Genomic DNA, 25,782 nt, shown 5'->3' with positions numbered 1-25,782 from the left:
TTGTGAGAAAGCTTCCCAATAGACGCTTTTCACCGTCGGATATTCCCCGCAGTCTAAAAAAACACACCCTCTGCGCCAGCATCAATGCATTACATGGCCACTTCCACCTGCCCTGGGCCGGTGACATTCGCTTTGATCACCCGCTGGGAATTAAGGTTTTTCACCCGTATCTGTTCGTTGAAACCACCGTCGGACATCGCTTCGCCGGGCATGCGCACCGCCAGCGAACCGCTGCGGGCGATGATGACCACCTGGTCGCCCTTGTGAATCATTTGTGGCTGTTCCAGCGCCACCGGGGTAACGACCTGGTCGATGACCATTTGTCGGACAACCTTCTGACCGACTGCCTGATCAAGGGAGGCCAGGAATCCCTGGCCCAGGCTGCTCACGTCGCGCTCACGTAGCGCAACGTCTTGTTCAGTAACGATGGCGTCGCGTTTTAACGGGCGCATCACGGTTACGACGTTGCGATACAGCAGCACCTGGGCTGGCACAAACACTGTCCAGGGCGAAGAACCTTCGCAGCGTACCCGCACCGTAACCCGGCCGACCGGGCGCGGGCTTTCCAGTGTGGCTGTCAAATCCTTGTCACAGGCACCCATCCGTAAACGCGGGTCGAGCTGCTTGACCTGTATGTCATGACGCCCGTCAATCTGGTTGGTTGCCAAATAGTCTTCTACTGTGAACTCAAGAAACCCTTGGGTGACGCCGATAAGCTGTTCAGGCAGTGTGAAATTCTCTGCGCGAGCGAGGCTCACCGTGCCACAAAGGCACAGCAGAGCGATTGCGCACAGAAGCCTGCGGGTTTCTAATGCGAGGTGTCGAGAAATTGTCGTCTTTGCGTTCATGAGGTAATAAATAGCAAAGCCCGTGCCGCTTGTTGATCTGGTGTCTGGGCGGCGGTCATTTTGGTAAGGGGGTTCGGCATGGCAGGTGTAATGGATTCGGTAAACCAGCGAACTCAGCTGGTGGGTCAGAATCGCCTGGAGCTGCTCTTGTTCCGTCTCGACGGCAAGCAGCTCTATGGGATCAACGTCTTCAAGGTAAAAGAAGTACTGCAATGCCCGAAACTCACCATCATGCCCAAATCGAGCAAGATCGTCCGGGGTGTGGCCAATATTCGTGGCGGTACGATCCCGATCATGGATCTGGCGATGGCGACGGGTTCCACGGGCATGATTTCGTTGGTCAATTCCTTCGTCATCATTACTGAGTACAACACCAAGGTTCAGGGGTTTCTGGTGCATTCTGTAGAACGCATCGTCAACATGAACTGGGAAGAGATTCATCCACCACCCAAGGGGACCGGGCGCGATCATTACCTGACCGCCGTCACCCGGGTTGATAATCAGTTGGTGGAAATTATCGACGTCGAGAAGATTCTTGCCGAAGTCGCACCTATTTCCGAAGAAGTGTCAGTCGGTGTGATCGATGCCGAGGTTCAGCACAAGGCGATTTCGCTGCGTGTCCTGACGGTCGATGACTCGTCGGTAGCCCGCAAGCAGGTCAGCCGCTGCCTGGAAACCGTCGGTGTGGAAGTGGTTGCCCTGAACGATGGCCGTCAAGCGCTGGATTACCTGCGCAAAATGGTCGAAGAGGGTAAAAAACCGGAAGAAGAGTTTCTGATGATGATCTCCGACATTGAAATGCCGGAGATGGATGGCTATACCCTTACAGCTGCGATACGCAATGACCCGCGTATGCAGAAGATGCACATCACCTTGCATACCTCTCTGTCCGGGGTATTCAACCAGGCGATGGTCAAGAAAGTCGGCGCTGATGATTTTCTCGCGAAATTCCGGCCTGATGATCTTGCGGCCAGGGTCGTTGCGCGGATCAAGGCAGCAGAATAACCAGCCGGGGGCGTCGTCCCCGGTGATTCACATGATTTGAGAGGCGGCACCTTGTCTACGGGTAATTTGGATTTTGATCAGTTCCGGGTATTTCTGGAAAAAGCCTGTGGCATCTTGCTTGGGGAAAACAAGCAGTATCTGGTGTCCAGCCGCCTCAACAAACTGATGGAGCAGCAAAGCATCAAGTCGCTTGGCGAGTTGGTTCAGCGCATCCAGACCCAGCCGCGCAGTGGGTTGCGCGAACAGGTTGTCGATGCGATGACCACCAACGAAACCCTGTGGTTTCGCGATACCTATCCGTTCGAAGTGCTGAAGAACAAAGTGCTGCCCGAGCAGATCAAGGCCAGCCCTGGTCAGCGACTGCGCATCTGGTCGGCGGCCTGCTCATCGGGCCAGGAACCGTACTCACTGTCGATGTCGATCGATGAGTTCGAGCGCGCCAATCAGGGCCAGCTCAAATCGGGCGTGCAGATTGTTGCCACCGATTTGTCTGGTGCAATGCTCAACAACTGCAAGACTGGCGAGTACGACAGCCTGGCTATCGGCCGCGGCTTGTCGCCGGATCGCCTACAGCGCTTTTTTGACGTGAAAAGTCCGGGTCGCTGGGTCGTCAAAACGCCGATCAAGAGCCGTGTGGAGTTCCGCTCGTTCAACCTGCTCGACAGCTACGCTGCGCTGGGCAAGTTCGACATCGTGTTCTGCCGCAACGTACTCATCTACTTCTCCGCCGAAGTGAAGAAAGACATCCTGCTGCGCATCCACGGCACGCTCAAGCCAGGTGGCTACCTGTTTCTGGGTGCCTCCGAAGCGCTTAATGGTCTGCCGGATCATTACCAGATGGTTCAGTGCAGCCCGGGGATTATCTACAAAGCCAAGTGACGGTCTGTCAGTTGCTTGCCATGAACAAAGAGACCTTCGGGTCTCTTTTTTCATGGGCAGACAACAGCAGTTTTTCGTTTGCCTATCGGTTTCATGTTTACGTTCAGATATCACTCACCAGTTTGGCAAAAGCGTTGGCGGCGGCGCTCTGGTAGCCGTTTTTACGCAGCAGCAGCGCAACCGTCCGCCCAGGCAGGGCAGGGATCGTCTGAACTTCGCGCAACCCGGGCTGCTCGCGAACGATGGCATCGGGAAGAATGGTTGCCATACGCCCCTGGGCAACAACCTTGAGCAAAATGGCGATCGAGTTCGCCTCCAGGTTGACCGCAGGCTTGAAATTCTGCGTCTGGCACCAGGCATCCAGCAGCTGGCGAGTGGCGAATCCGGGGGCGAGCAAGGCAAAGCGAAGCGTTTGCAGGTCCTCAAGTGTCAGCGCGGTCTGCTTATCGGGGGCAGGTTTTGCCATGACCAGGCACAGTTGTTCATCGAACAGAGGCTGGCTGTCTATCTCGACAGCATGACTGCCGGCAAAACCAATGGCCAGATCGAGCGCGTCATTGATCAATGCCTCGGTAATCTGCTCCAGAGGCAGCTCTGTGAGGATTATCGCCACGCCGGGGTACAGCGCGTTGAAGCGGTCGATCAACGGCGCTATCAGGTATTCACTGAAGGTTGGCGTGACGCCGAGGCGCAATTGTCCGCGTGACAGATCGCTGACATCGTTGAGCGCACGCTTCCCGGCCTCCAGCTCAAGCAGGCAGCGACGCGCGTGGTCCAGATACACGCGGCCAGCATCGGTCGGCACGACGCTGCGGCGGGTGCGGTCGAACAGTTGTACACCCAGGCTGCTTTCCAGTTGCCTGATCTGTTGCGATAACGCCGGTTGCGAGACATGCAGGGCCTCGGCCGCCCGGGTGAAATTGCCGTGGTCGGCGACCACCAGCAAATAACGTATATGGCGTAACAGCACGGCATCACCATAAGGCAGGATTATGGCGATGATCATAAATCAGTCTTGGATCTTATGATGATAGTTGCTGATGCTGTGATTGATGTGCATTCATTCCGGAGGGTTACCTATGCCGCACAGCAACATTTCCAGAGCGCCGCGCCAGAATCTGACTGAACGTGTGCTGCAGGCCAAGACCGCAAAGAACCTGACGTGGGCAGGGCTTGCAGAGGGTACGGGGTTGAGCGTGGTGTATGTCACGGCTGCATTGCTCGGTCAGCACCCATTGCCGGAAGCGGTGGCCGAAGTGGTCGCCGAGCGTCTCGGGCTGGACAGGGATGCGGTCGCCGAACTGCAAACCATCCCGTTGCGCGGCAATGTCGAGGACGTTTCCAATGACCCGACGATCTATCGCTTCCACGAAATGGTTCAGGTTTACGGCACTACGCTGAAGGCATTGGTGCATGAGCAGTTCGGCGACGGCATCATCAGCGCAATCAACTTCAAGCTCGACATCAAGAAAGTCGAAGATCCGGAAGGGGGTGAGCGAGCCGTGATAACCCTTGATGGAAAATTTCTGCCCTACAAACCGTTCTGAGGACGCTGAGATGAGTGATAAAGGAAGACCGCCATTTCCACCCTTCACCCTGGAGACGGCTGTTCAGAAGGTCCGTGGCGCCGAGGATGGCTGGAACTCTCGCGATGCGGCTAAAGTTGCGCTGGCCTACACCGAAGACACCTACTGGCGTAACCGCAGCGAGTTCATCAATGGCCGCGCAGAGGCTCAGGCCTTTCTGGAACGCAAGTGGCGCAAGGAACTGGACTATCGGCTGATCAAGGAGCTCTGGGCATTTACCGATAACCGCATTGCCGTGCGCTATGCCTATGAATGGCATGACGACTCTGGCAACTGGTTCCGTTCGTATGGCAACGAAAACTGGGAGTTCGCTGCAAACGGCCTCATGCAGCGGCGCTTTGCCTGCATCAACGATTTGCCGATCGCCGAGTCCGAGCGCAAATACCATTGGCCACTGGGGCGCCGACCTGATGACCACCCTGGGTTGAGTGAGCTTGGCCTCTGATTCAGTCGTCAAAGAGACCTTCGGGTCTCTTTTTTATTGGGTGTCCGAATGAGGCAGTAATGAAGTGCCGCCATTGTCAGGCGGCAAGCCGATACTGGCAAAAAAACGGCACCCCTCTTGCCGCTTTCTTCTCCCACAGCGGAAATGCCTTGCCGCTTTTCTGGCATCGCCGCCTCGCCGCTGGCTGCGGCCCCCGCAATCATTGGCTTTTGCAACATGGCACGCTGATTGCTTTGTCAGTAACAACAGAATCAGGTCAACCGGCAAAGGTTTCCCGAAATGAGCATCAGCTTCGATAAAGCGCTAGGCATACATGAAAAGGCTCTGAACTTCCGGGCTCAGCGTGCAGAGGTGTTGGCCAACAACATCTCCAACGCCGATACCCCGAACTTCAAGGCTCGCGATCTGGACTTCTCGTCGGTGCTGGCTGCCGAAAACGACAAGGTGCAGAACGGTCATTTCGCGCTGAACAAGACCAACAGCCGCCATATCGAAGCCGAAGGCATGGGCAATGATGACGGGACGCTGATGTATCGCACCCCGTCCCAGCCTTCGCTGGACCAGAACACCGTCGATTCCCAGGTCGAGCAGGCCAGCTACACCGAGAACGCCATGGGCTTTCAAGCCAGCTTCACATTGCTCAACAGCAAGTTCAAAGGGCTGGTTGCAGCCCTTCGCGGAGAATAATTCATGTCACTAGCCAATGTGTTCAACATTGCCGGTAGCGCCATGAGTGCCCAGACCACGCGTCTGAACACTACGGCCAGTAACATCGCCAACGCCGAGACCGTGTCTTCGAGCATGGACCAGACCTACCGCGCCCGTCACCCGGTGTTTGCAACCGTGATGCAGGGTCAGCAGTCCACAGGCGGTTCGTTGTTCCAGGATCAGGGGGAAGCCGGGCAGGGCGTTCAGGTCAACGGCATCATCGAAGACAGCTCGAATCTGGAAGCACGTTACGAGCCCAATCATCCTTCCGCTGACAAGGACGGGTATGTCTACTACCCCAACGTCAATGTCGTGGAAGAAATGGCCGACATGATTTCTGCCAGCCGGTCTTTCCAGACCAACGCCGAAATCATGAACACCGCTAAATCCATGATGCAGAAGGTTCTGACCCTCGGTCAGTGATAGAAGGCGAACGTTATGGCTGATAACACCACAGCAAGCAGCGTCTCATCGACGTTCTTGAACACACTGCAGAATCCGACGCCGACCGCGACGAATTCCACCGGTACGCTGGGCAAGGACGCGTTCCTGCAGCTGCTCGTGACGCAGATGAAGAACCAGAACCCGCTGGACCCACAGGACAACACTCAGTTCGTGGCCCAACTGGCGCAGTTCAGCAGCCTTGAAAGCATGCAGAACCTGACGTCGACGGTTGACACGATTGCAACCAGTTACAAGTCGTCCCAGGCGTTGCAGGCATCGTCGCTGGTAGGTCGCTCGGTGATCATCGATTCGAGCTCCACCACCGTGGATACCACCAAGGGTATGACCGGTTCGATCGTTATTCCGAGCGCCACTACGGCGACAAGTATCAAGGTTTACGATTCGCAATCGAATCTGGTCGACACCGTCGAGCTGGGCGCGCAGAAAGTCGGCACCACCAGCTTTTCCTGGGACGGTACGGACAGCGACGGTACAGCGCTTGCGTCGGGCAACTATACCTTCAAGGCTGAAGGCTCGGTTGACGGCAAGAACACACAGCTTTCGACTTACCTGCCTGCCACGGTCAACAGCGTCACGTTGGGTGTGAATGGTGCAGAAACAATGCTCAATCTGGCCAGCGGCAGTGTTGCCCTGTCCAAAGTTCAAACCATCGGATTGTAGAGCCTACCAGGCGCAGGAGTGAAACATGTCTTTCAATATCGGCCTTAGTGGGCTCTATGCTGCAAACAAAAGTCTCGACGTTACCGGCAACAACATTGCCAACGTTGCGACCACTGGCTTCAAATCTTCGCGCGCGGAGTTTGCCGATCAATACGCTCAATCGATTCGCGGCACTTCCGGCCAGACCAATGTGGGCAGCGGCGTAACAACCGCAGCGGTTTCCCAGCAGTTCACGCAGGGCAACCTGACTACCGGTACTGCCAACAGCCTCGACCTTGCCATCAACGGCAACGGTTTCTTCATGCTCAGCAATAACGGCGAGAAGCTGTACACCCGTGCCGGTGCATTCCACACCGACAAGGAAGGCTACGTCGTCAACAGCGGCGGTATGAAGTTGCAGGGTTACAACGTTGATGCCAACGGCAGTGTGGTAACCGGTGCACTGAGCGACCTGCGGGTGGATTCGTCCAACCTTCAGCCCAAGGCAACCACCGCCATTACCAACGTTGCCAACCTGAATTCGACCACTGCCTTGCCGTCGCTCACTACGTTCGACGCGACTGACACCAAGTCGTACAACATGAAGTACAGCACGCCGACCTATGACACTCAGGGTAATGCGCATACGCTGGATCAGTATTTCGTCAAGACCGGCACCAACACCTGGTCCATGTACTCGCTGATGGACGGTCGCAGCATTTCCAACCCGACCACTACTACGGCCGACAAGAACGACCTGACATTCGACTCCTCGGGTAATCTGGTCGTCGCAGCGCCGGGCACCGTACCGACCGACAGTGCGAACATCAAGTTCAACACTGATGGCACCTTTACTGTCGCCAACTGGGTACCAGGTGTGCAATCCGGCACCGGCACGACCACCAGCTGGGGCGCGAACGGTGCTACGGGTGCCTCTATCAAACTGAACATGGCCGGTATTACCCAGACCGCGTCGGTGTCGGGCCTGATCACTCAGGACCAGGACGGTTACGCCACTGGCCAGCTCAGCGCGATGAGCGTTGATGCGACCGGCAACCTGTTCGCGACCTACACCAACGGCAAATCCCAAGTGATCGGGCAAACCTCGCTCACCAACTTTGCCAACGTGCAAGGCCTGGCGCAGGCAGGTGGCACCAACTGGCGTGAAACCTTCGCTTCGGGCGTACCGGTCAGCGGCACGCCGCAATCGGGCACCCTCGGCTACATCACTGGTCAGGCGCTGGAAGAGTCCAACGTCGATCTGACCATGGAGCTGGTCAACCTGATCAAGGCGCAGAGCAACTACCAGGCGAACGCCAAGACTATCTCCACTCAAAGCACCATCATGCAAACCACTATTCAGATGACTTGATAGTGTAGAGCGTTAAATAAAGCCCCTTTTCGAAGGGGCTTTATTTTGGTTGTTTTTTACAAAGTGATGCACGCTCGAGTTTAATTAAACTTGCAGAAAGTTCAGTCAATGTACTTGGAAATCTCCTACGCGCGATGATGTGAGAATCAAAACTCCTCTATGAGTTGCCCTTTGGGGTAAAGGAGTTTTCATGTCGTTCAATACCGCGATTAGCGGCATTCATGCCGCGAACAAAAGGCTGGAGGTGGCCGGTAACAATATTGCCAACTCCGGCACTATCGGGTTCAAGTCGTCGCGTGCGCAGTTCTCGGCGCTGTATTCAGCCAGCCAGTTGGGCAGTGGTCGCAATGCTGTAGGTGATGGCGTACGTCTTGCTTCAATGCAGCAAAACTTCAATCAGGGAGAAAGCATGACCACGTCGGGTAATCCGCTCGACATGCGTATTCAGGGCAACGGCTTTTTTGTGGTGAGTGACGGTGGGTCTCTTGCCTATACCCGTGCCGGAGCGTTCCTCAAGGACGCGGCGAACTTCGTTGTCGACAGCGAGGGTGGACGATTGCAAGGCTATGCGGCAAACGAGCAGGGCGAGATCAAACGGGGATTGCGTACCGACTTGCAGATTGACACGTCGAATGTGTCTGCCAGAGCTACCACGCGGGTTGCCGAGAACATCAACCTGGACGCCTCGCTGCCTTCGCTCGCGCGTTTGCCGGTCTTCGATCCGGCCGATCCTGCGACCTACACGCGGGCCGTTGGTCGTACCATTCAGGACGCGGGGTCTGGAGCAGGGGCTACTGCTTTGCCTGCGGCGGATCATGAACTCAAGCAGTACTTCGTCAAGACCGGCGACAGTCAGTGGTCCATGTATGTGCTGATCGATGGGCGCAATCCGGTGGATCCGAACAGCGTGGCGCCGTTGCACGTCACCCTTGAGCAAAGGCCAAACGGATCGTTGTCATACAGTGGTAATAGCCAGCACCTTCGTAAAATCTCGGACACCGAATTTGCCCTGCAAGGCTGGCGGCCGGCTGAAGAGGTCGGTGGTGCCTGGGTCAGTAACGGCGCTGCCAATGGCGGCACAGTGTCGCTGCCGTTGAATAATGGATCGATCAGCATGCTTGACCCTGGTGATGCGTTGATGGATCGCCCGGTTCCGGCGTTCGATCCATCGGACCTGAAGACGTACAGCGATATGTTTGCCAATGCGATTTTCGACAGCCAGGGCAATCAGCACGAGCTGAAGCAGTATTTCGTGAAGGACGGCACCAACAGCTGGCGCATTCATGCGCTGATTGATGGCCGCAACCCGCAGATGCCTGATTCCACCGACCCGCTGACGGCAAACATCGTGTTTGATTCTGGCGGCTGGGTACAGTCATTGACCGGCGGCCCTGGTTTTGCGAGTACCCATAGCAACGGTCTGCAACTAACCGGCTGGACACCGGCCATGCCTGCCGAGCGGGTCACAGGGCCAGAAAAATGGGTGCCCAACGGTGCGGCTGGCAGTGCGAAGGGCATTACGATCGACTTCAACAACCTGCTGCAGCACAACGCCGCCAGTTCGCGTTCTTCCACCCATGTTGATGGCCACGCGGCGGGGCAGTTGAGCAGCTTGAGCGTGGGGCGCGATGGCATCCTGCGTGCCGGGTTTACCAATGGCATGAACAAGAATATCGGTCAGGTGATACTCGCCAGCTTCGCCAATCCGCAGGGGTTGCAGGTGCGCAGTGATACGCGCTGGACCGAATCCGCCGACTCTGGCGTTGCCGATTACGATGTGCCGGGTGTCGGCACGCTGGGCAGCCTCATTGGCGACGGGCTGGAGGGGGCCAATGTCGTCCTGGCTGATGAGCTGATTGCTCTCATCCAGGCGCAGACGGCTTATCAGGCCAACTCCAAAGCTATATCGACAGAGGCGACCGTGATGCAGACGCTGATTCAGTCGACCTGATCAGATTGAGCAGTCGGATTTGATGAAGTGACCTTTCAGCCGTGTCCAGCCAGGCCCGGGGCTGGTCTGGGCGCAGACAATCCGGCTGTCGCCCTGCCATTTGTAATAGTGGGCGGGGGCGGCCTGGGCGAGGAGGGCGAGGGTCATCAGGCTCGCGCTGGCGATGCCGGCAATGCATGCACGAAAAAGCATGAGGGTTCCCGTTCAGGGCTGTGGTGTCGGCAAGATTATCACTGTCGATCCGCTTGTCAGCCCATACCAATGAAGTTTTTTTGGCGGTGCTCGCTGCTTGATGATCGGCAGGCGGCAGTCCTCCGCCGCTATTGGGTGGCGCTTTGCCCGAAGGGCCTCATCGAATGCCGGTTTTTGCTGGTTAATCAGGCATTTGTATCGAGCCTGACAAGTTGGTTCAAAAATTGCTTTAACCCTTTCAGAACAGCTACAGGCGGCAAGCGTCTGTCGGAGGAGGAAGACTGTGGACAAGTTGCTTTACGTCGCAATGAGCGGTGCATCCGAAAACGCAATCGCGCAGAAGGCTCACGCCAACAACCTGGCAAACGTATCAACCAACGGTTTCATGCGTGACCTTGAACAGGCCCGCTCGATGCCGGTGTTTGGCGAGGTCATTCCGTCGCGTGCCTATGCGATGAGCGAACGTCCGGGGACCGACTTTTCCGCCGGTGCCATGGTCGAGACCGGCCGTGAACTGGACATCGCCGTCAAAGGTGATGGCTGGATTGCAGTGCAGACCCCTGATGGTGGCGAAGCCTACACCCGCAGCTCCGGCATGAACATCGATGCTCTGGGTGTGTTGCGCGACGGCAGCGGTTTGCCGGTAATGGGCAATGGCGGTCCGATTGCCGTGCCGCCTCAGCAGCAGATCGAGATCGGTGCCGACGGCACAATCAGCATTCGCTCACTGGGCGAAAGCCCACAGGTGATGGCGCAGGTCGACCGTATCAAGCTGGTCAAGCCTGACCTCAAGACCATGGAAAAAGGCCCCGATGGCCTGATCCACACCAAGACCGGTCGGCCTGCCGACGCAGATGCCACCGTTCAGGTCGAATCCGGCTTTCTGCAGGCGAGTAACGTCAATGCGGTCGAGGAAATGACCTCGGTACTGGCCTTGTCCCGTCAATTCGAATTGCACGTCAAGATGATGAAGACCGCCGAAGAAGACGATCAGTCGATGGCTCGCGTCTTGCAACTTGGCTAATCAATGACAGCTTGCGCCGACAAACCGGCGCTTGAGGAGAACACACATGCTTCCTGCACTATACGTCGCTAAAACCGGTCTTGCCGCTCAGGACACCAACCTGACCACCATCTCCAACAACCTGGCGAACGTTTCGACCACAGGTTTCAAGAGTGACCGTGCCGAGTTTCAGGACCTGCTGTACCAGATCAAACGCCAGCCGGGTGCCCAGTCCACTCAGGACAGCGAGCTGCCATCCGGTCTGCAATTGGGTACCGGTGTGCGCATTGTCGGTACGCAGAAGAACTTCACAGCCGGTAGCCTGCAGACCACCAACAACCCGCTGGACCTGGCGGTCAACGGTCGTGGTTTCTTTCAGGTGACCCAGCCGGACGGCACTGTTGCCTACAGCCGCGACGGTACTTTTCACCTGGACGCCAACGGCCAGATCGTGACTGCCAACGGCTACGCTCTTGAGCCTGCGATTGTCGTTCCACAGAACGCCCAGACCTTCACTGTCGGTCAGGACGGTACTGTTTCCGTCACCCTGGCCGGTGCAACCGCCACACCGCAGATCATCGGCAACATCCAGACCGCTGACTTCATCAACCCGGCCGGCCTGCAGGCCATCGGCGGCAACCTTTATCTGGAAACCGGTTCAAGCGGCGCGCCGCAGATCGGCACGCCTGGCCTCAACGGCCTGGGGCCGACCCTGCAGAACACCCTGGAAAACTCCAACGTCAGCACAGTTGAAGAACTGGTCAACATGATCACCACCCAGCGTGCTTACGAGATGAACTCCAAAGTGATCTCGACCGCCGACCAGATGCTGCAGAACCTGACTCAGAACCTGTAAGTGTTTGATGTTGTTGCTCGTAAAACTGCTCAATCCGATAGGGCGCCCGATAAGCGCCTGTTACACCGCGAGGTTTCAAGTGTCATGAACCGCATTAGTGTTCCGCGTTTTTCAGTGTTGATCGCTTCATTGTGCGGGATCACCCTGCTGTCTGGCTGTGTTGCGCCGACGGCCAAGCCCAATGACCCTTATTACGCTCCGGTGTTGCCGCGTACACCCATGTCGGCCGCTGCCAACAATGGTGCCATCTATCAGGCCGGTTTCGAGCAGAACCTGTACGGCGACCGCAAGGCTTTCCGTATCGGCGACATCATCACCATCACGCTTTCCGAGCGTATGGCAGCCAGCAAGGCGGCCACTTCGGCGATGACCAAGGACAGCACCAACAGTATTGGTCTTACCTCGCTGTTCGGTTCGGGCCTGACCACCAACAACCCGATTGGTGGCAATGACTTGAGCCTCAACGCAGGCTACAACGGCGCTCGTACTACCAAGGGCGATGGCAAGGCCGCACAGAGCAACAGCCTGACCGGTTCGGTCACTGTGACTGTGGCGGATGTTTTGCCCAACGGCATTCTTGCGGTGCGTGGCGAGAAGTGGATGACCCTCAATACCGGTGACGAGCTGGTGCGGATTGCCGGGCTGGTTCGGGCTGATGACATCGCCACCGACAACACCGTGTCGTCCACCCGTATTGCCGATGCACGTATTACCTATTCGGGGACTGGAGCCTTTGCCGATACCAGCCAGCCAGGCTGGTTCGACCGGTTCTTCCTCAGCCCGTTGTTCCCTTTCTGATAGCGGGATAAACATGATCAAGCTCAAGCAACTGATAGCGGCGACCTTGTTGTTGTCCACAGCGTTCGGCGTTCACGCCGAGCGTCTGAAGGACATCGCAAGCATCTCCGGCGTGCGGGCCAACCAGTTGATCGGTTACGGTCTGGTCGTGGGTCTCAATGGTACGGGCGACCAGACCACCCAGACTCCGTTCACCCTGCAGACGTTCAATAACATGCTGTCGCAGTTCGGCATCAAGGTGCCGTCCGGTTCCGGCACTGTGCAGTTGAAAAACGTTGCAGCAGTTGCTGTGTACGCGGATCTGCCAGCGTTCGCCAAGCCGGGTCAGACGGTCGATATCACCGTTTCCTCGATCGGTAACTCCAAGAGCCTGCGCGGTGGTGCGCTGTTGATGACGCCGATGAAGGGTGTCGATGGCAATGTCTACGCCATCGCACAGGGCAACCTGGTGGTCGGCGGTTTTGACGCGGAAGGCCGTGACGGTTCGAAAATCACTGTCAACGTTCCGTCGTCGGGCCGTATTCCCGGTGGTGCGTCGGTCGAGCGCTCGGTGCCGAGCGGCTTCAATCAGGGTAATACCCTGACCCTTAACCTGAACCGGTCCGACTTCACCACTGCCAAGCGGATTGTGGACAAGATCAATGAGCTGCTTGGTCCTGGTGTTGCTCAGGCGCTGGACGGTGGCTCGGTACGTGTGACCGCGCCGCTTGATCCGGGCCAGCGTGTCGACTACCTGTCGATTCTGGAAAACCTGGAAGTCGATCCGGGCCAGACCGCTGCCAAGGTCATCATCAATTCGCGGACCGGCACTATCGTGATCGGTCAGAACGTCAAGGTTTCGCCTGCTGCGGTAACGCACGGCAGCCTGACCGTGACCATCACCGAAGACCCGATTGTCAGCCAGCCGGGCGCCTTGTCCGGTGGGCAGACGGCGGTCGTGCCGCGTTCGCGGGTCAATGCCCAGCAGGAACTGCACCCGATGTTCAAATTCGGCCCAGGCACCACGCTGGACGAGATTGTTCGTGCGGTCAATCAGGTGGGCGCTGCGCCCGGTGACCTGATGGCCATTCTCGAAGCCCTTAAGCAGGCCGGCGCGTTGCAAGCCGACCTGATAGTTATCTGAGGACTCGAGCATGGATATGCCCAAGAGCGGAATTTCGTCGGCGGTCGATTCGGGTGCCTACACCGACGTCAACCGTCTGGCGTCGCTGAAGCATGGCGACAAGGACAGTGTGGAAAACCAGAAGAAGGTGGCCCGCGAGTTCGAGTCGCTGTTCGTCAGCCAGATGCTCAAGGCCATGCGCTCGGCCAACGAAGTGCTGGCCAAGGACAACCCGATGAACACCCCGGCGACGCGCCAGTATCAGGACATGTATGACCAGCAATTGGCGGTCACCCTGTCCACCCGTGGCAACGGCATCGGTTTGCAGGACGTGTTGATGCGTCAACTGTCCAAGGACAAGGGTATTCAGCACGCAGCACCGACCGATACGACGGCCACGCCTGCAACGACCACCGATGCAACCCCGGCCAAAACCGGGCTGGCGACCAGTGTCTATCAGCGTCCGCTGTGGGCCACGCGCTCGGCGGCGGCAGATCAGGCGGCTGCGGCAGTTTCGGCATCCGGTGATGGACGCAATGACATGGCGGCGCTCAACTCGCGTCGTCTGTCGTTGCCAACCAAACTCACCGACCGATTGCTGGCCGGCATCGTGCCTTCCGCCACAGCCGCCGTCAGCAATAGCCCGGTGCCTGCTCGCGCAACGGCCAGCAGCAACGGCAACAACGGTGACTGGACGCTCGACCCCAACCTGGCACCCGCGCCTGAGTACGTGCGTTCCATGGCCCAGCCACCGCTGGCACCGGCCAAGCGCGCATTCAGCAACGCCGATCAGTTTGTCGAGACCATGCTGCCGCTGGCCAAGGAAGCAGCCGCACGCATCGGCGTCGATCCAGTGATGCTGGTGGCGCAGGCTGCGCTGGAAACCGGCTGGGGCAAGTCGATCATGCGTCAGCAGGATGGCAGCAGCAGTCACAACCTGTTCGGTATCAAGGCAGCGGGTAGCTGGAAAGGCGCTGAAGCGCGCGCCATTACCAGCGAGTTCCGTGACGGCAAGATGGTCAAGGAAACCGCGGATTTCCGTTCCTACGATTCCTACGCCGACAGCTTCCATGACCTGGTCAGCCTGCTGCAGAACAACAATCGGTATAAAGAAGTGGTCAATTCGGCCGATAAACCGGAACAGTTTGTAAAAGAATTGCAGAAGGCCGGTTACGCCACTGACCCGGACTATGCCAGCAAGATTTCGCAGATCGCGAAGCAGATGAAGAGTTACCAGACTTACGCTGCTGCATCGGGCTCTTCCACGACTTTATAAGGTTTTGAATCATGTCGCTGATTTCAATTGGGCTCTCAGGTATCAATGCCAGCAGTGCCGCGATCAACACCATCGGTAACAACACGGCCAACGTGGATACCGCCGGTTACTCGCGTCAGCAGGTAATGACCACGGCTTCGGCACAGATCAATATCGGCCTGGGTGTCGGTTACATAGGCACCGGTACGACGCTGTCCGACGTGCGTCGTATCTACAACAGCTACCTTGATGCCCAATTGCAAACCAGTACTGCCCTGAGCGCCGACGCGGTTGCGTACTCCGGCCAGGCCAGCAAGACCGATACGCTGCTGTCCGATAGCGCCACTGGCGTGTCCACGCAGCTGGCTGACTTTTTCACCAAGATGCAGGGTATTGCCACCAACGCTACTCAGTCGTCGGACCGTTCGGCATTTCTGACTCAGGCTTCTGCGTTGAGCTCACGCTTCAATTCGGTCGCTTCACAGTTGTCGTCGCAGAATGACAACGTCAATGCCCAGCTCACCACCTTCACCAAACAGGTCAACGAGCTGACCACGACCCTGGCAAGCCTGAACAAGCAGATCACTCAGGCAGGGGCTGGTAACACTACGCCCAACTCGCTGCTCGATTCGCGCAATGAGACTGTGCGCCAGCTCAACGGGCTGGTGGGTGTCAAAGTAATCGAGAACAACGGCAACTACGATATCTACACCGGCACCGGCCAATCGCTGGTCAGCGGTGGCACGTCGTACACCATGTCGGCGACCCCGAGCCCTGCCGATCCTCTGCAGTACAACGTACAAATCGCTTACGGCCAGACCAAGACTGACGTCACCTCGGTGATCAGCGGTGGCTCGATTGGCGGTCTGCTGCGCTATCGCTCGGACGTGCTGGTGCCTGCGACCAATGAGCTTGGCCGTGCCGCGATGGTGCTGGCCGATCAGGTCAACAGCCAGATGAGCCAGGGCATCGACAGCAAAGGCAACTTCGGTTCCAGCCTGTATTCCAACATCAACAGTGCCGACGCCATTTCGCAGCGCAGTACCGGCAAGACCACCAACAGTGCCGGTTCCGGCAACCTGGACGTGACCATTGGCGATACCAGCAAACTGACCGCCGACGATTATGAAGTCACCTTCAGCGACGCCTCCAACTTCACGGTTCGTCGCCTGCCCAACGGCGAAAGCGTCGGCACCGGTGCGCTGACTGACAACCCGCCTAAACAGTTCGATGGCTTCAGTGTCAGCCTCAATGGCAATGCGCTGGCTGCTGGCGACGTTTTCAAGGTCACTGCGACACGCAACGGCGCCTCGGGTATCTCGGTGGTGTTGACCGATCCCAAGGACATTGCAGCCGCCGCGCCATTGACCGCTACTGCCGGGGCCAGCAACTCGGGTACAGGTGGATTCACGCAGCCAGTGCTCAATACCAAATCGGACATCTATAACAGCGTTCAGACGTCTGACCTGCGTAACGCGATCAAAGACTCCGCGCCGATGAAGCTGGTGATGGGCGCGGTCAGCAGTACCGGTGTGCAGAGCTACACGCTGATCAATGCCAGTGGTGCGCCCGTGCTCGACCAGAATGGCAGCGCGGTAAGTGGCACGATCATTCAGGGCCAGAGCAACGCCATAAAGCTGAGCATCGGTTACACCGACAACACCACCACGCCAGCCGGCAAGACGGCATTCGAAGTGCAGATGACCCTCTCCGGTTCGCCGTTGGTCAATGACACGTTCAGCATCGGCCTGACGGGTGCCGGCTCTTCGGACAACCGCAACGCGCTGGCAGTAGTAGGGTTGCAGACGGCCAAGACTGTCGGCGTCACCAACGGCGGCGTGGGCACCAGCCTGTCCGGCGCTTACGCCGATCTGGTCTCGGTGGTCGGTACGCTGGCAGGGCAGGGCAAGAGCGATGTCACCGCCAGCGCTGCCGTCGTTGCACAGGCCAAATCGGCGCGTGATTCGGTCTCCGGCGTGTCGCTTGATGAAGAAGCGGCCAACCTGATCAAGTATCAGCAGTACTACACCGCCTCTTCGCAGATCATCAAGGCGGCCCAAACCATTTTCAGCACGCTGATCAACAGCCTTTAAGGAGTCGTGAACCATGCGGATCTCAACTACCCAGTTCTACGAATCCACCAACACCAACTATCAGCGTACTTATTCGAATGTGCTCAAGACCAGTGAAGAGGTCTCCAGCGGCATCAAACTCAATACCGCCAGCGATGATCCGGTAGGCGCTGCACGTGTCCTGCAACTGGCTCAGCAGAACTCCATGCTGACCCAGTACGCGTCGAACATCGGCACGATCAATACCAACATCGTCAATTCCGAGACCGCGCTGACCAGCATCGTCGATACGATGCAGACGGCCCGTGAAGTGATCGTGTCGGCAGGCAACGGTGCCTACACCGATTCCGACCGCCTGGCCAAGGCTGCTGAACTCAAGCAGTATCAGAGCCAGCTTCTCGGCTTGATGAACAGCCAGGACTCCAACGGCCAGTATATTTTTGCCGGGTCCAAGTCTTCGGCGCCGCCGTACGCGCAGAATGCCGATGGCACTTACAGCTACAGCGGGGACCAGACCAGCGTCAATCTGGCGATTGGTGATGGCCTGGTTTTGCCGAGCAACACCACAGGCTATGAAGCGTTCGAGCAAGCCGTCAACACTACCCGTACGTCGTCGACGCTGCTTTCGCCTGCGACCGACGACGGCAAGGTCGGCCTGACTGGCGGTCAGGTGACGTCCACCAGCGCCTACAGCTCGGGCTATCAGGCTGGCGAACCGTACACCATGACGTTCCTCAGTGGCACGCAGTTCAAGATTACCGATGCCAGCGGCACCGATGTCACGACCGATGCGTCAACTGCCGGTAAATTCAGCTATGGCTCGTTCGCTGATCAGACCTTCACCTTCCGCGGTGTCGAGCTGACCATGAACATCAACCTGTCAGCTGCCGAATCTGCCACACCTGCAACGGCCGCTACTGCACTGACCAATCGCAGCTATGAACTGGCCTCGACGCCGGACACGGTTTCGGCGTCGCGCAGCCCGGGTAACACGTCGGCCGCTACTATCAGCAGTTCGGCAGTAGGCAATACAACGGCTGACCGCACGGCGTTCAACAACACCTTTCCGCCCAATGGTGCGATTCTCAAGTTCACCAGTGCCACTGCCTACGACCTGTATGCGTCGCCCGTCACCAGCAGCAGCAAGCCGGTGTCGAGTGGCACGTTGACCGGTTCGACGGCTAATGCGTCGGGCGTCAATTTTACGGTCAGCGGTACGCCAGCAGCCGGTGACCAGTTTGTCGTGGAGTCCGGCACGCACCAGACCGAGAACATCCTCAATACGCTGACCGCAGCGATCAAGGCGTTGTCGACACCCACTGACGGCAATCTGGTTGCCTCGCAAAAGCTTGATGCCGCATTGGGCTCGGCGCTTGGCAACATTGCCAGCAGCATCGACCAGGCGTCCACAGCGCGCTCCGCCGGCGGCGCACGGCAATTGGCTGCGACGGCGCAGGGCACGACCAACGATTTGCTCAAGGGTAACAACACAGTTGAGCAAGGCACCTACGTCAACGCCGATATCGTTGAGGCCACCACCCGATTGACGTTGCAGAAGACTATGCTGGATGCCTCTCAGCAGGTATTCGTCCAGTTGTCCAAGCTGAACCTGTTCAGCCAGCTGTAACCCTGGCATTGAGCATCCGCCGTCTTTATTTCAGCGGTGAGGGAGGTTACTTGACCGGTAGCTTCCCGCCGCTCGCGAGTCTGCAATAGTGAATTCAGTCCCCCTCGTCAGTATCGTCATTCCCGCCCTCAATCCCCGGTTCTTCCGCGCCGCGCTACAAAGTGCCTTGAATCAGGTTTACGACAACCTGGAAATCATTGTCTGCGACGATTGCCGCACCGATGAAATCAAGGCCGTTTTCGACGAACTGGTGCCCGCATCCGGCAACCTCGCGCGTTACGTGCGCAACCCGCAGCGGCTGGGGTTTCAGGGCAACCTGCTGAAGTGCCTTGAAGAATCACGCGGCGAATACATCAAGTTTCTGTGTGACGACGACCGACTCTTTCCGTACTTCATCGCTAACCAGGCAGGCGTTCTGGATGCCTATGAAGACGTGAGTCTGGTCGTTGGCCGACGACATCTGGTCGACATCGATGACTACGTATTGCCACCCCGTCTGGAAAACGTCGGGCTCGTGCCCTACGACGCCGTGTTCAAAGGCGAGGACATGCTGGCGATTTTCGAGCGTACGCCACGCAATTATCTGGGTGGGTTCAGTGCTGCTCTGATGCGCCGTGCCGATGTTATGGAGTACCTGCCTTCGATTGCCCAGTCGGGACAGGGGTTTATCGCGCTGCTGGATTTTGCGCTGTTCATATGTCTGTTGCGCCGTGGCAATCTGGTCGCGCTGCACACTATTCAAAACGTCGAGCGCCGGCACCCGGATCGTTTCAGCGGCCAGCCCGACGTGATTCAAAAGGCCGCCACTGAATGGGGCTGGCTGAGCGAAATGCTCAAGGCACGTAGCGGTGAGCAGGCCCCGGCCCAGGGCTGGGTGCGCTTTTTGCCCTTGCGCAAGGCGCTGGAGCAGCCCCGCGAGTGGGACGAGGTCGGCCTTTACGGGATAATGGCCAGTCGTCAGGGGGGCATGCACAGCAGGGTGGGCAGCAAGAGCGAAACCTACGCCGAGCTCTACACTGAATGGCTGTCGTGTCGGCAATTTACCGCCCCGCAGAGAAAACTGATCGAGAAACGCATCGGACACTGGACATGGCAGCCGCGCATCGTTCCGGTGGTCGTTGACCCGTTTGGCGATGCCGAAGGGCTGGATATCACCCTGCGCAGCATTGCCGAGCAGGATTACGCCGCTGACTCAGTGGTTGTGTTGACCAATGCCGATGTTGACGATCCGCAGGTGCTGCGTTTCTCGTTGCAGCCAGATTGGGCGCGCCAACTAAATGAAGTGCTGCCGCTGTTGGAGAACGCCGATTGGGTTTATCTGCTGCGTGCCGGTGACCGGCTGACTCAGCCGTCACTGCTGGTGCTGGCAGAGCGAGTCGCGCAAAGCGAGGGCCTGTTGTGCATTTACAGCGACGAAGGCGCGCTGGTCGATGGAAAATCCAGCGAGCCGATCTTCAAGCCTGATTTCAACCTGGACCTGATGCGGGCCTATCCTTACGTTGGCCGCACGCTGGCGTTCCAGCGCCGCAAGCTGCTGGACACAGGCGGCTTCGACCCTGTGCACGGCGAGCTGGCACCGCACGATTTCATCTGGCGCCTGGTGGAAGGCGTCGGGCCTCAGGCTGTGGAACACATCGCTGAGGTTCAGGTTGAATCGACCCTGACCTACGCTGAATGGCTTTCGCTGCCTCAGGTGATCGAGCATAACGAGTCGGTCGTATCGGCCCATCTTTCGCGCATTGGCCGAGAGCACGTCATCCACCATGATCAGTTGCCACTGCTGAACCGGATCGAGTACCGGCATGCTACAAGCCCGCTGGTATCGGTGATCATTACCACCCGGGATCAACTGGCAGCCCTGGAGCGCTGTGTAGAAAGCCTGCTCAGCAACACGACTTACCCTTATTTTGAAGTGCTGATCGTCGATAATGCCAGCGAGAGCGCCGATACCCGCGCCTGGTTTGCCGCGATGAGTGAGCTGGGCAGCGACAAGCTGCGCATTTATGCGCTGACCGAGCCCGGCAGCGAAGCCAGCGCCCAGAACCTTGCCGCCCGGCACGCCAACGGCGATTATCTGCTTATGCTCAGCCCGCATGCCGTGCTGCATCAGGCTGACTGGCTGCAAGGCCTGCTCAATCATGCTCAGCGCCCCGAAGTCGGTATCGTCGGTCCACGAATCCTCACCCCTCAGGGCAATATTCTCTATGCAGGGATGGTGATGGGCATGGACGGGCTGGCGGGTCGGCCCTTCATCAATTATCCGACAGGCTCAAGCAGCTACATGCAGCGCTTGCAGTTGACACAGAACTGGAGCGCGGTCAGTGGCAATTGCCTGATGGTCCGCAAGGAAGTGTTCGACCACGCAGGCGGCATGGAAGCAGCAACCTTCACTCAGGGGCTGCAGGATCTGGACCTGTGCATGCGGGTCGGGCGTGACGGCTACCTGATTGTCGGCACACCCGATTCGTCTCTGGTATTGGCCGAGCCTGCCGCCGCCGAGCGTTCTGAAACGTCTCGTCAGGCGCTGGATAAAGAGCAGCAATCGTTCTTTGAAAAATGGCTGCCGAAAATGGCTCGGGACCCGGCCTATAACCCCAGTCTTCAGCTCAATGAAGTGCAGGCGTTCGATCTTGACCCAGGTCTGCAAATGGGCTGGGAACCGTTCTGCACCCGCCATCTGCCTTCGATTCTGGGCATGCTGGTCAACTCGTCGGCGGTAGGCCACTACCGTGTCAGCCAACCCTTGCTTGAGTTGATGGCAGCCGGGCGAGTGGTAGGCCGAATGTCCTATGAGTCGACTACGCCCGTCGAGATCGAGCGCCAGCGTCCGGACGTCATCGTTTTTCAAGGGCGTTATTCAGAACCCAAGATCAAGGATATCGTTCTGGCCAAGAATTACTCCAGTGCCATGCGCATTTTTGAACTGGATGACTACATCATCGATGTGCCCGAGCGCAACGAGCACAGGCGCAGCATGCCCGACAACATTGCCGAGATGCTGCGCAAGGGCATAGGCCTGTGCGACCGAGTGGTAGTGTCTACCCAGCCACTGGCTCAGGTGCTGTCGAGCATGCACAGCGATATTCGTGTCGTACCGAACATGTTGGCGACGCACTTGTGGAGCAGCCTCAAAAGCCAGCGTCGCACCTCCGGCAAGCCGCGCATCGGCTGGGGCGGCGGGACCAGTCATCGGGGCGACCTGGAATTGATTGTCGATGTCGTGCGTGAACTGGCCGATGAGGTCGAATGGGTGTTCTTCGGCATGTGCCCGGACTTGCTCAAGCCTTACATTCATGAGTATCACACAGCTGTAAGCCTGCAAACCTACCCGGCCAAACTGGCCAGCCTGAACCTTGATCTGGCCCTGGCACCGCTGGAATTTCATATCTTCAATGACTGCAAGAGCAATCTGCGGCTGCTGGAGTACGGTGCGTGCGGCTACCCGGTCATCTGTTCGGACACCGAGGCGTACCGCGGGCATTTGCCGGCTACGCGGGTCTACACCAACAGCTCCGAAGAATGGTTGCAGGCGATTCGCATGCACCTGTCAGACCCCAATGCGAGCTATCGTATGGGCGACGAATTGCGCGAAACCGTCTTGCGCGATTTCATGTTGCGCGGAGAAAACCTGCAATATTGGGCTAACGGCTGGTTGCCCGACTGACCCGACCTGTTTAATGCGCTCCAGTCACTTATGGCTGGGGCTGTGTTGTTCGCTCTTGCGTTGACCGGGTCTTTTGGTTATCAGGGTTTCTTCTGGTCACCAGGATTAGAGACGCGATCGGCACGCTATCAAGGAAAGCTCATGCAAAGCCATTCTGGAAATGAAACCACCCCGTTGAGCCAGCGTTTGACCCTGCTGTTGCTCGCCGAGAATCAGCCGGATTTCCTGCGTCGTGCGCTGAAGTACTACAGCAGTTATCCGTGCAATGTGATTGTGGTCGATGCCTCGCCTGCGCCCGACGCGCAGGTTGCGGAGCGTGCCGGGCTGCAGTACATCCACAACGCCGCCCTCAGTGAAACCGGGCTCAGCGCCAGAATTGCAGAAGGCCTCAAGCAGGTGTCTACGCCCTTTGTGGTGTACGCGCAGGTCGACAGTTTCCTGCTGCCTGACGCACTGACCGAGGCCGTGAGTTTCCTTGAAAGCAACGAGCGTTACGGTGCTTGCCAGGGCTATAGCCTGGGTTACCAGGCTTACGTCGATCACGTGGATTATTTCCGCCGCGACCGCAAGGTTCATGAGGACTACGCGTCTGATCAGGCCGACGAGCGGCTTCTGAGCTTCATGGGTCAGAGCGTGTCACTGCTCAACGCCGTGACCCGGACCAGGCTGGCGCGTCAGTGGTTCACGTCAGTGCCTGAGGGCACCGAGCGGCGCTGGCAGGAAATCGGCCATATGGCCTTTATGGTTGCGGCTGCTGCCTTGCGCATCCTGCCCATTCCCTATGCGTTGCACGTCAACGCCGGCAAGGAGGCAGAGCATCGCTATGGCACTGCCATAGCAGGCGCAGTCAAGCATATCGACCCCAAGGCCAAAGCCGAGCGCGAAACGCTTGCGCGCCTGGTTGTTTCGTCGCTCGGCAATAGCCGCGATCTGCAAGGTGAGCAGGGCGAGCACGCTGTACTGGCCGGCCTGGCAGCCATGGCTGAATGCCTCGAAACCCAGCCGTATCAGGGCGGCGAAAAAATCATCAGTTCAGCGTGGAACGTTGCCCTGACGCAGGCAGATGCGCAGTTCGAGCCTCGCCAGTTCGTTGAACTGCCGTTCTACAACCAGCCGTTGTTCGACGAACTGGCGCAAATCGAGTTTCTGATCCATCTCTTGCCGGCAGGGCAGGTGCAGATGGAAGGGCTGGAGTCCGTGCTGGTCAAGCAGGCCGAGCTGTTGCGTGTACAGAGCAACCCGGACGCCGAGTCGCTTTTGAGCCGTCTGTGGCAAGCCTATGCACACTACTCCTTCAGTCACAGCGTCGTGCAACGTCTGGCCGATGAGCTGGGCAAGTCCGAGGACGAGGACGACATCGAGCGCGCCGAGCGCATCGTTGCCTGGGGCCAGCGCCTGCAGTCTGATTCCGCTTTCGATAACAGCCAGCTGTTGCGTGGCATGCCTTCCGGCAAGTTGCTCGACTGGCTCGATGCGCGTGATCCGGCACCGGCACAACTGAAAAAGCTCACCACGCAGCTGACGCGTCGGCCAGCAGGATCGCAAATCGGTATTTTGCTGCTTGATCTGGACGCCGATGTGTTCAAGCTGCAGGCAACCTTCGACAGCCTTATCAACAGCCATTATCGAGCGTTCAAGGTCGTGGTATTCACCACCGGTGAGCTGCCGGCAACCACCAGCCTGAACGACACACTGCACTTCGTCAAAGTCACCGAAAGCAACTATGTCGACAAGATCAATCAGGTCGTCAAACAGGCTTCCAGCGACTGGCTGATGCTGGCGCAGGCGGGTGAAGAGTTCACCCGCAGCGGTCTGCTGCTGGCCAGCGCCGAGCTGATTGACGCCGGGCAGTGCCGAGCCGTTGCTGTGGATGAAATTCACCGTCAAGCCAACGGCACCCTGGCGCCGGTGTTCCGTCCGGGCTTCAACCTCGATCTGCTGCAAAGTGTGCCGACGCTGGCCGCTCGGCACTGGCTGATTCGCCGCGAACTGCTGGTCGAGGCGGGCGGCTATTCGCGAGAGTTTCCCAAGGCGCTGGAATTCGACCTGCTGCTGCGCCTGATCGAGCAAGGCGGCATGAGCGGTCTGGCGCATTTGAGCGAGCCGGTACTGATCTGCGATGCCCCCGAGCTTGAAGAGAATCAGGACGAGCAAAAGGCGCTGACGCGTCATCTGGGGCAGCGGGGTTATCAGGCTGAGGTCAGCTCGGCGTTGCCCGGCACCTACAAGATCGATTATCGCCATGCCCATCGGCCGGTGGTCTCGATTCTGCTCCACAGCCAGGACAATCTGCCGGAACTGCAACGTTGCCTGCACAGTATCCTGCAACGCACCCGCTATCAGCGCTATGAAGTGTTGATCGGTGATAACGCCAGCACCTCTGCCGAATTATCGACGTGGCTTGATCAGCAGCAACAGCTGTCCAGCCGGGTACGCGTATTCCGCGCCGAGCAGCGTGTCAGCACGGCCGCCTTGCGCAATCTGGTCAGCCAGGAAGCCAAGGGCGAGTACCTGATTCTGCTGGATGCCGAAAGCCAGATCGTCAATGTCGGCTGGATCGAGTCACTGCTCAACCAGGCACAACGTCCGGAAGTGGGCGTGGTCGGGGTCCGTCTGGTTGATCGTGAAGGAACCATTACTCAGGCAGGTCTTGTTCTGGGACTTAATGGCGGTGTCGGTTCCGGTTTCGTTGGCGAGCCAAAGACGTCGCGCGGTTATATGCAGCGGCTGGTGGTCGAGCAGAACTACTCCGCGGTGTCATCGGCCTGCCTGATGATTGCCAAAGCGTTGTACGACTCACTGGGCGGGCTGGACGAAGAGGCTTTTGCCGAGTCTCTGGGCGATGTCGACCTGTGCCTGAAGGCGGCGCAGGCGGGCTATCTGACGGTCTGGACCCCGCATGTTCAGGTGGTGCATTCAGGCGTGGTAAATGCTCCCCAACCAGCGCTTGGCGCGCTGGCCGGAAAGTGGGCGGCGCAGTTTGCCCAGGACGAAGCCTATAACGCCAATCTCGATCTCGATGGCAAGGGGTTCACACTGGCGGTTTAAGCTGCATGCATCACGCGATCCGGCTGTTTTACGGCCGGATCGTCGCCCTCCTGCTGCGGCAGCATTTTGTTTTTTCCCTCCGCCAATAATCGCAAAGCGTGCAAACCGGCGTGACCTGCGGGTCATAACGTGCATCTTCACTGTATTGTGTTACAGGGAGCGACACGCGCCTGGCTTGCTTTCACACGCCTTGCGCCCTGAAAATGTCTGCAATCACCCTTATTCGGTAGCGCCCTGATTCTGATCGGGACGAAAAATGACCTGTTT

At 58.1% G+C, this 25,782-nt stretch carries 22 protein-coding genes; 19 read left to right on the top strand and 3 right to left on the bottom strand.

The genetic code is table 11. The features are described 5' to 3' along the window. Positions 1-89 precede the first annotated feature (89 nt). Positions 90-848: a flagellar basal body P-ring formation chaperone FlgA gene (gene flgA, locus LJU29_RS18160; RefSeq protein WP_044299339.1), complete on the bottom strand. Its 759-nt coding sequence runs from the start codon at positions 846-848 to the stop codon at positions 90-92. A gap of 78 nt (positions 849-926) precedes the next feature. On the opposite strand from flgA, the gene LJU29_RS18155 reads away from it, so the two are divergent. Continuing rightward, the gene (locus LJU29_RS18155) at positions 927-1,853 is read left to right on the top strand and encodes a chemotaxis protein CheV (protein WP_002554322.1); all 927 of its coding nucleotides are present in this window, start codon (positions 927-929) and stop codon (positions 1,851-1,853) included. A gap of 51 nt (positions 1,854-1,904) precedes the next feature. Beyond that, a complete protein-coding gene (gene cheR / locus LJU29_RS18150) occupies positions 1,905-2,732 on the top strand; it encodes a protein-glutamate O-methyltransferase CheR (RefSeq protein ID WP_004658712.1) in 828 nt (275 codons plus the stop codon). A 103-nt stretch (positions 2,733-2,835) separates the two neighbouring features. Here the strand turns inward: cheR and cynR are convergent, their stop codons facing one another. Then, positions 2,836-3,738: a transcriptional regulator CynR gene (gene cynR, locus LJU29_RS18145; protein ID WP_005747420.1), complete on the bottom strand. Its 903-nt coding sequence runs from the start codon at positions 3,736-3,738 to the stop codon at positions 2,836-2,838. A 73-nt stretch (positions 3,739-3,811) separates the two neighbouring features. On the opposite strand from cynR, the gene cynS reads away from it, so the two are divergent. From cynS to LJU29_RS18105, 8 genes are all read left to right on the top strand, one after another. Further along, a complete protein-coding gene (gene cynS / locus LJU29_RS18140; protein ID WP_054995769.1) occupies positions 3,812-4,279 on the top strand; it encodes a cyanase in 468 nt (155 codons plus the stop codon). Between the two features lie 10 nt (positions 4,280-4,289). Next, positions 4,290-4,763, top strand: a complete 474-nt coding sequence (locus tag LJU29_RS18135; RefSeq protein ID WP_003370064.1) for a nuclear transport factor 2 family protein — start codon at positions 4,290-4,292, stop codon at positions 4,761-4,763. A 59-nt stretch (positions 4,764-4,822) separates the two neighbouring features. Further along, positions 4,823-5,062 (top strand): hypothetical protein, encoded by a 240-nt coding sequence (locus LJU29_RS18130; RefSeq protein WP_221033945.1) that lies wholly within the window; start codon positions 4,823-4,825, stop codon positions 5,060-5,062. Then, positions 5,043-5,450 (top strand): flagellar basal body rod protein FlgB, encoded by a 408-nt coding sequence (gene flgB, locus LJU29_RS18125; RefSeq protein WP_003370068.1) that lies wholly within the window; start codon positions 5,043-5,045, stop codon positions 5,448-5,450. The genes LJU29_RS18130 and flgB overlap by 20 nt, the downstream gene beginning before the upstream one ends. Positions 5,451-5,453: 3 nt before the next feature. After that, on the top strand, positions 5,454-5,894 hold the full coding sequence (flgC, locus tag LJU29_RS18120) for a flagellar basal body rod protein FlgC (protein WP_002554316.1): 441 nt from the start codon (positions 5,454-5,456) through the stop codon (positions 5,892-5,894). Between the two features lie 15 nt (positions 5,895-5,909). After that, positions 5,910-6,596: a flagellar hook assembly protein FlgD gene (gene flgD / locus LJU29_RS18115; RefSeq protein WP_002554315.1), complete on the top strand. Its 687-nt coding sequence runs from the start codon at positions 5,910-5,912 to the stop codon at positions 6,594-6,596. A 25-nt stretch (positions 6,597-6,621) separates the two neighbouring features. Then, the gene (gene flgE, locus LJU29_RS18110) at positions 6,622-7,947 is read left to right on the top strand and encodes a flagellar hook protein FlgE (RefSeq protein ID WP_005754780.1); all 1,326 of its coding nucleotides are present in this window, start codon (positions 6,622-6,624) and stop codon (positions 7,945-7,947) included. A gap of 190 nt (positions 7,948-8,137) precedes the next feature. Beyond that, complete coding sequence (locus tag LJU29_RS18105) at positions 8,138-9,898, top strand: flagellar hook-basal body complex protein (protein WP_257111018.1); 1,761 nt, start codon at positions 8,138-8,140, stop codon at positions 9,896-9,898. On the opposite strand, the gene LJU29_RS18100 is transcribed toward LJU29_RS18105, so the two are convergent. Beyond that, a complete protein-coding gene (locus tag LJU29_RS18100) occupies positions 9,899-10,090 on the bottom strand; it encodes a hypothetical protein (RefSeq protein ID WP_005754776.1) in 192 nt (63 codons plus the stop codon). A gap of 283 nt (positions 10,091-10,373) precedes the next feature. Here LJU29_RS18100 and LJU29_RS18095 point away from each other — a divergent pair, with 283 nt between their 5' ends. The 9 genes from LJU29_RS18095 (at position 10,374) to LJU29_RS18055 (ending at position 25,515) form a co-directional block, all read left to right on the top strand. Further along, entirely contained in the window at positions 10,374-11,114 is a 741-nt protein-coding gene (locus LJU29_RS18095; RefSeq protein ID WP_257111017.1) for a flagellar basal body rod protein FlgF, read from the top strand. A 46-nt stretch (positions 11,115-11,160) separates the two neighbouring features. Next, positions 11,161-11,949: a flagellar basal-body rod protein FlgG gene (gene flgG / locus LJU29_RS18090; protein ID WP_002554310.1), complete on the top strand. Its 789-nt coding sequence runs from the start codon at positions 11,161-11,163 to the stop codon at positions 11,947-11,949. A gap of 84 nt (positions 11,950-12,033) precedes the next feature. Beyond that, a complete protein-coding gene (flgH, locus tag LJU29_RS18085; RefSeq protein ID WP_004658720.1) occupies positions 12,034-12,747 on the top strand; it encodes a flagellar basal body L-ring protein FlgH in 714 nt (237 codons plus the stop codon). Positions 12,748-12,760: 13 nt separating this feature from the next. Next, entirely contained in the window at positions 12,761-13,870 is a 1,110-nt protein-coding gene (locus LJU29_RS18080; protein WP_003404340.1) for a flagellar basal body P-ring protein FlgI, read from the top strand. A gap of 10 nt (positions 13,871-13,880) precedes the next feature. Then, positions 13,881-15,125 (top strand): flagellar assembly peptidoglycan hydrolase FlgJ, encoded by a 1,245-nt coding sequence (flgJ, locus tag LJU29_RS18075; protein WP_005754767.1) that lies wholly within the window; start codon positions 13,881-13,883, stop codon positions 15,123-15,125. A gap of 11 nt (positions 15,126-15,136) precedes the next feature. Further along, complete coding sequence (flgK, locus tag LJU29_RS18070) at positions 15,137-17,197, top strand: flagellar hook-associated protein FlgK (protein ID WP_057424307.1); 2,061 nt, start codon at positions 15,137-15,139, stop codon at positions 17,195-17,197. A gap of 13 nt (positions 17,198-17,210) precedes the next feature. Continuing rightward, positions 17,211-18,803 (top strand): flagellar hook-associated protein 3, encoded by a 1,593-nt coding sequence (locus LJU29_RS18065; protein WP_257111016.1) that lies wholly within the window; start codon positions 17,211-17,213, stop codon positions 18,801-18,803. 88 nt (positions 18,804-18,891) lie between these two features. After that, positions 18,892-22,467, top strand: a complete 3,576-nt coding sequence (locus tag LJU29_RS18060; protein WP_257111015.1) for a glycosyltransferase — start codon at positions 18,892-18,894, stop codon at positions 22,465-22,467. A gap of 141 nt (positions 22,468-22,608) precedes the next feature. After that, complete coding sequence (locus tag LJU29_RS18055; RefSeq protein WP_122358933.1) at positions 22,609-25,515, top strand: glycosyltransferase; 2,907 nt, start codon at positions 22,609-22,611, stop codon at positions 25,513-25,515. Positions 25,516-25,782 lie beyond the last annotated feature (267 nt).

This window comes from Pseudomonas ficuserectae, assembly GCF_024584585.1.
GTDB lineage: Bacteria > Pseudomonadota > Gammaproteobacteria > Pseudomonadales > Pseudomonadaceae > Aquipseudomonas > Aquipseudomonas amygdali.
The sequence above is the reverse complement of the archived record's forward strand: the minus strand, read 5'-3'. Positions and strand labels throughout refer to the sequence as shown.